Raw genomic sequence first — 4,421 nt, 5'->3', positions numbered from 1 at the left:
GTTTAGAAATAGAATTTTGTTGCAGTAATCTTCCAGCATTCCCAAATCATGGGATGAAACAAGAGCCAGTTTCTTTTCATCAAAACATTTCTCTTTCAAATATTCAAATAGTCCATGTGAGTAACGGTAATCCAGACCGGCGGTTGGTTCGTCCAAAATCATTATTTCAGGGTTATGAACTAAAGCGCGTGCAACTTGAACTCGTTGTTGTTGTCCGCCGGATAGTGAATCGGGGGAACGGGTATAGAAATCTGCAAGATCAAGTATTTCAGAGATAGAATCTGTTGCCGTCTGTGATTCTTTCTTGGAAAGACCGGTCAATACAGCTCCAAGCATAATATTATCTCGCACATTTAAATACCAATCAATGGATTGCTTTTGTGGACTTATGCCTAAATCATGATAAGTAAGCTTGGGTGAGCAAGTGATACTTCCGTGTTGAGGACTGTATATTCCGGATAATAGATTGAGTAAAGTGCTTTTTCCGGCTCCATTTTTACCAACAACAGCGATAAAATCTCCTTCCTCTGCCTCAAAAGAAATGTCACAAATTCCGTTGTGCGTTCCTTCGTAAAAATAGGATACATCTTTAAGCGTCAGCAATGCCATTGTCAATTCCTCCTATTCCTGTTGAGCAAAGTATGTAAATTTTCTTTGAGACTTTTCAGGGGCGCCTAAGTCATGGAAATGTCGTCCGACCAATCTCCTGCCGGCTGATAACAGCCATATCATCTCTCCTATAAAGCAATCTTTTCAGCAATAATCGCAATTACTTTTAGAGTTTCTGAAAACTCCAAATCCCCTACATAAAGATTGTCCGATAAATATGTCTTCCACAGTTCTTGAAGATAATCGTCCTCCCTTATATCCTCAATTATTTCCATTGCCTGTTTCATAAGCGACAAGCTTTCTCTTCTATTTGCAGTTGAATAAATCGCTTGTTTTAGAATTTCAAAGTCAATTTCCTCTTTTTTTAAGTTATATAAATTATATAAATCATAAAAATCTCGCATCCTTGTTGTGGCAATATTCCTTTTAATAACGCTCTCATACTTTTCAGCCAATATCGTCTCAAGGGGATATGCTAAGACCCTAAGACTCTCCTCTTGAAACATACAAGAATATAAATATTCGATTTCTTTTGGTGTTATGACGTCTCCGGTTGTAATATCAATCTTCATGTCATTTTTAATCTTTTCAAAGTTAGCTATTAAATGCACTCTAAAGTTTTCATATTCGTCTTCTTCTCGTATATGGCTTATATCCGTTATTTCAAAATCTATGCCGTCATCTACCTTGACATTTATGATTTCCGAAACGATATTTCGTATAACTTCTTCCTGTAATGGCACACCTTTGATAGTAGTATCCATATCCATCGTTGTACGGTTATCAATTCCAATCATAGAAGATATCAGAAGTCCACCTTTGATAACAAAATTAAATTTATACTTAGACTTTGACAATCTCTCTAAAAATCTTTCAAAGAAAAACATTTGCAGAACTTCCTGTGGCCTGAGGTTTTTAGAGTTTGCAATGTTTCTTATTCTTCCTTTTAAGCTTTCCGAACCGATCATTTTATAAAATCTCCAAATATTTTCTGATTTCCTCTTCAATACCAAGGATTCTGCTGTATTTCATAAGATTTCTGGTATTCTTTTCTTTACTCTTAAAGTATCCGGTTAGTGCATTGATGAAAATCTGCTTATCAATAGATTTCCTTTTCAAAACAATATCACAGATACATCTTTCCATGTTATAGCATTTAACGGTTGATCCCAGTGGGGTTTTCGTCTTAATAAGTCCTAAATTGAAACAATCTCTCTTTACGTAATGAACCTTGATATTCAGAAATTTCCGTTTGATGTGCTCTGCATTATACCCCTGAGGCACAGTGATATGAAAAACATTAGGTATTCTGTCACTAAATCCAAGAAGATACAAAGCTGTATGAAAAGAAAATACCATTTGCTCATTATTAACAGATATAACAGCAAAGTCATCATCTATGGCATCCTTTTTCTTATAAACACCATTTCTAACTCTCTCCAGCTCGCCTTTATGAACAAGTGAAGCTAAGATATGCCTTTTTATGCCTATCTCTTCCGCCTGTTTATTGGTAATAATATTATTTTCTAAAAAGTGTTTTTCCAAAGCGTTCATTTTATCACTCCATTTACAATTACACTTTTATTATAGTTTTTTAAAGAGTATTTGTAAACAATAGATGAAATCAAGAAGCTGGTACAACTCTCTCCAGTGAACGCATTTTCTTCGCGCTAAGATAATTCTTCGAGACATTCATATCACTTTTTACAATATTTCCTTTCGGTACTGCCACTCAATTTGTTAATCCCTTGTAAGGTTTATCTGTATATCTCACGATCAGAATTAACTTTTAGCCTAGAGCAATAATCAATTGGGCGCTATAGCGCTTAATGTCACGTCCAACCTGACAAAATCCTTCCTCTTGAACTATCCGGAATTTCCGGATAGTTGAATCTTCCTCAAGCTCTGCATCAGAATTAATTTTCTTAATATGCTAGTTGATTGTACGAACATTAACGTCATATAGTGCTGCCATTTCCATTTTCATTCATTAATCCGACGCTCTCTTCAAGTTCTTTATAACAAGCCAAAATAACCTGAAGCATATATCTGAGAAACGGAATCGGATTATTTTAACCGGGATGCCGGGATAGAAAGCAAAGTATGCCGTTTAACAATATAAATATATGAAGAACAATATGATACAAGTCCGGTATCACGCGTTTTTCACTCATAGGAATGAGCCTTAGCGTGCCTTTAAAGCACGCATTGTACCCTTTCAATTTTCTTTCGGAGGCACCAAAGATAGTGTAATACCAATGGCAAAAAAACTGAATCGTAGACCACAACACAAGGATCGTGAACAAAATCCATTTACCTGTAGGCTGAAAAAAACGATAACTAATCAGTCCTATACTATACAGGCAAAGCATGGCAAACTCTGCGCTCTGAATTCCCATTCCTTCAACAAGAATTCGTTTCCCGAAGCGCCATGTAATCGTACATCCCAGAAACCATATCCAAAGCAATATTTGCACGAATGGCATTAATATCATATTCATCCAGAAATCTCCATGGAAAGATTTTTACATGCACCACAGTATTTACTGTACCAAATGCCTTAGCACGCAACTCTCATTGTTTAATTATTTATATTTTTGATTCTACCCCCCCCAAAAAAATATGACCGCCTTCATGCAGCGTGCCCTACGAGAAGCTGAGACCCGGGAGCAGGAATGAACTTAGTTAAAACCGCAGAGATTTGCAAAATGGGTAAAATAAACTTTGCAATCTACAGAATTGAAAGAGCGAGCGATAATTTTCTAAAAGCTTTCAGTTCTATAAATTGCAAAGAAAACCTTATTTGGAGAACTCATGGGTAATGTTATGAATTTATTGAAAATCTTTTCTTTGATAGTATCCTCTTCTCCTTTTATCGTCAAGCTATATGAATTTATTGAATAAGCGCCTTTTGTATTTAGTTTTACTTCTTCTTTTCTGTTATTACTTCCCTTATTTTTCCTCTATTCTGACCACGCGATATCGCACGCTTTGCGAGCGGTACTCGTTATAAACAAGACGTCTCATGCTTCGCCTGCGCCACTTGTTAAGAATAAAAAGGGTGATAGTTCTTATCGTTCTAACTCTTAAAACAAGCCACTATTTCAGCTATATCCGCTGTTTTAATTGCACAGATTCCCAAGAAAAGCGAAAAATCTATCTTCACAGTTCTTTTTTGAGCATGATAATTTCGTGTGTTCTGTATTCTTCCATAAATCCATTTTGTAAAAACATTGTGATTGCCGGATTATCTATGGCGAGATCGTCATAGAGCAGTTTTAAGCCATTCTGTTTAGCGGCATTGCACAGCAAATCCAATCCAATTCCGCCATAGCCTTTTTTTCTATATGGAGCATAGACTATGACATCTGCGAGATAAAGCTTTCGATCACTATCGTAATGATAGGCAATCTCTCCAATAAAATGACCGGCGTTGTCCCTTAAATATCTGTAATAACGTTTGCCTTCGTGCTTTACAATCCAGTAATCATACCAGCTATTCCACTCTTCTTTAGGAAAAGGAATTGTACCTCCCCATGCCTGGTTATACGACATGGTTTCCTTATCTGCCATCATCTTCTGCCGAAACCAGAGATCTTCCAAAGACGGTGTATATAGCGTGATGAGGTTTTCCCATTCGTCTTTCGTTAGTAAGCTTACGTGTCCCTTTCTTGTTTCGCCCATTTGCGGCACAGGTGCATCCCCGGTAGTCCATTGATACTTGAACCCCAGCTTTTCCTGAACACGCTTTGATTTCTCGTTGCCATCATAATAACCACACCAGATGCGAACAAGCTTTAGATCCTCAAAGG

The 4,421-nt window shown here is 36.8% G+C and carries 4 protein-coding genes; all 4 read right to left on the bottom strand.

What is annotated here, in order from left to right; all coding sequences use genetic code 11:
* A partial coding sequence (locus RYL27_RS11085) for a metal ABC transporter ATP-binding protein (RefSeq protein WP_314967185.1) occupies window positions 1-609 on the bottom strand: 609 nt, incomplete at its 3' end.
* Window positions 610-737: 128 nt separating this feature from the next.
* Entirely contained in the window at window positions 738-1,577 is an 840-nt protein-coding gene (locus RYL27_RS11080; protein WP_009537667.1) for a nucleotidyl transferase AbiEii/AbiGii toxin family protein, read from the bottom strand.
* Between the two features lies 1 nt (window position 1,578).
* Complete coding sequence (locus RYL27_RS11075) at window positions 1,579-2,163, bottom strand: type IV toxin-antitoxin system AbiEi family antitoxin domain-containing protein (RefSeq protein WP_314967184.1); 585 nt, start codon at window positions 2,161-2,163, stop codon at window positions 1,579-1,581.
* Window positions 2,164-3,771: 1,608 nt separating this feature from the next.
* On the bottom strand, window positions 3,772-4,421 hold a 650-nt coding region (locus RYL27_RS11070; RefSeq protein WP_314967183.1), incomplete at its 5' end, for a GNAT family N-acetyltransferase.

It is taken from the genome of Oribacterium sinus, from assembly GCF_963537195.1.
Taxonomy (GTDB): domain Bacteria; phylum Bacillota; class Clostridia; order Lachnospirales; family Lachnospiraceae; genus Oribacterium; species Oribacterium sinus_A.
Note: the sequence above shows the minus strand (reverse complement) of the source record. Positions and strands in the feature narration are given on the sequence as shown.

Bases quoted from the DNA above. Each gene is read 5' to 3' on its own strand.
- RYL27_RS11080 (WP_009537667.1), bottom strand. From the start codon at position 1,577: ATGATCGGTTCGGAAAGCTTAAAAGGAAGAATAAGAAACATTGCAAAC.
- RYL27_RS11075 (WP_314967184.1), bottom strand. From the start codon at position 2,163: ATGAACGCTTTGGAAAAACACTTTTTAGAAAATAATATTATTACCAAT.